This is a genomic window from Streptomyces sp. ActVer (assembly GCF_027270795.1).
Lineage (GTDB): Bacteria > Actinomycetota > Actinomycetes > Streptomycetales > Streptomycetaceae > Streptomyces > Streptomyces umbrinus_A.
In genome coordinates this window covers 1-1,833 of record NZ_JAPWHT010000841.1, presented here as the reverse complement: position 1 = coordinate 1,833, position 1,833 = coordinate 1, and the positions used below count along the sequence as shown (strand labels likewise).

At 74.9% G+C, this 1,833-nt stretch carries 1 protein-coding gene and 1 pseudogene; both read right to left on the bottom strand.

What is annotated here, in order from left to right; all coding sequences use genetic code 11:
* Window positions 1-18: 18 nt before the first annotated feature.
* A pseudogene (locus tag O3Q52_RS52675) lies at window positions 19-642 on the bottom strand (alpha/beta fold hydrolase); the annotation flags it as partial.
* Window positions 639-1,833 (bottom strand): 3-carboxy-cis,cis-muconate cycloisomerase (gene pcaB, locus O3Q52_RS52670; protein WP_269655482.1); only part of this gene is annotated, 1,195 nt, incomplete at its 5' end. The pseudogene O3Q52_RS52675 and the gene pcaB, both read right to left, overlap by 4 nt.

The window sequence follows — 1,833 nt, the reverse complement described above, 5'->3', positions numbered from 1 at the left end:
CGGCGTCGCGGGATCCTAGCGCCCGGCGACGAGCAGCGTGGGCGCGCCGATCTCCGGCAGCCGCTCCCGGATGTCGAAGGCCGCGAGCGCGTCACAGCAGGCGGCGTACGCGTCCGGATCCGCCGTCCGATGGTCCTCGACCAGCTCCGGAACGGTGAAACCCGGTGTGAACCAACGCGCGTCGGCCCCCTCCGCAAGCCCGGCCAGCCCCTCGGCGCGCACGAGCGCGGCCCGCTCCTCCCACGGCTTCGACCCGTTGAAGTGGGCGGAGGAGCAGATCACCGCGAGTCGCTCGATCCGCTCGGGGTGATGGACGGCGAGATGCAGCCCCACCGCGCCGCCGAGCGAGACACCGGCGTACGAGAACCGGTCGAGGCCGAGCGAGTCGGCGAGCGCCAGCACCAGCGCCGCGAGGTCGGCGATGGTCGCGCCGGGGCCGATCAGCCCGGCGGGGGAGTGGCCGTGGCCCGGCAGGTCCCAGCGCACGACCCGGTGGGTGACGGACAGTTCGGGCGCCACCTTGTCCCACAGGGCCGTCGACGTGCCGAGGGACGGGCCGAGGAGAAGCGGGGGAGCGGTTACGGGACCCTCGGCGCGGTGGTGGAGCGACTTGCCGTCGGAAAAGGGCTGTCGGGTGCTCAACTTCGCTCCAGGGCACGGTCGGTGAGGGCTCCGGCGGAGCCGGTGTACTGGGCCGGGTCGGTGAGGGCCGCGAGGTCGAGGTCCTTCAACGCGGGCTCCTTCAACGCGGGTTCCTCGTCGAGGAGTTCGACGAGCGGGCGGTTCTCGGCGGTGGCCCGTCGCGCGGCGCGCGTGAGCAGTTCCTTGGCGCGGGCCCGCCCGAGCACCGGCGCGAGTTCGGCGGACAGCCGCTCGGAGACGATCAGACCGTGGGTGAGGTCCAGATGGGCGCGCATAGCGTCCGCGTGGACCCGCAGGCCCTCGGTCAGCTCGGCCGTGTCGCGCGCGGCCCCGCCGACCAGCCGCAGCAGGTCGCGCAGGGGCTCCCACTCGGCGTGCCAGGCACCGGCGGGCCGTTCGTCCTCGGCGGCCAGGGACCCGTACAGCGTCGCGGCGAGCTGCGGCGCCCGGCGGGCCGCCGCGGCGACGAGGGTGGAGCGCACGGGGTTCGCCTTGTGCGGCATGGCGGAGGAACCGCCGCCCGTACCCTCGCTCAGCTCACGGATCTCCGTACGGGCGAGTGTGAGCACGTCCGTGGCCGCCTTGCCGAGGGCGCCCGCGGTGAACGCGAGGGCTCCCGCCAGGTCGGCGACGGGGGTGCGCAGGGTGTGCCAGGGCAACACCGGTGCGGCGAGGCCCAGTTCACGGGCGTACGCCTCGACGAGGGCAGCCGGGTCCGGGGTGCCGTACGCGGTGAAGGCCGCCAATGTGCCCGCCGCGCCGCCGAGTTGGGCCGGGAGCCTGTCCCGTACGGCCTGCACACGGTCCCTCGCGTCCAGCATCAGCGACCGCCAGCCCGCCGCCTTCAGCCCGAAGGTGGTCGGCACGGCGTGCTGGGTGAGGGTGCGCCCCGGCATGGCCGTGTCCCGGTGCTCGCGCGCGAGACGGGCCAGCGCGATCTCCGTACGGGCGAGGTCCGCCAGGACCAGGTCCAGCGTCCGGGCGGCGACCAGCATGGCGGCCGTGTCCATGATGTCCTGGCTGGTCGCACCCCGATGGACGTAGGGGGAGTGCTCGGTGTCGACGGCCTCGACCGCCGCGGTCAGGTCCGCGACCAGCGGGATCACCGGGTTGCCGCCGCCCCGCGCGCGGAGTGCCAGATCGCGGACGTCGAAGCGCGCCGCGTCGGCCGCCGCGGTGATCGCGGCGGCG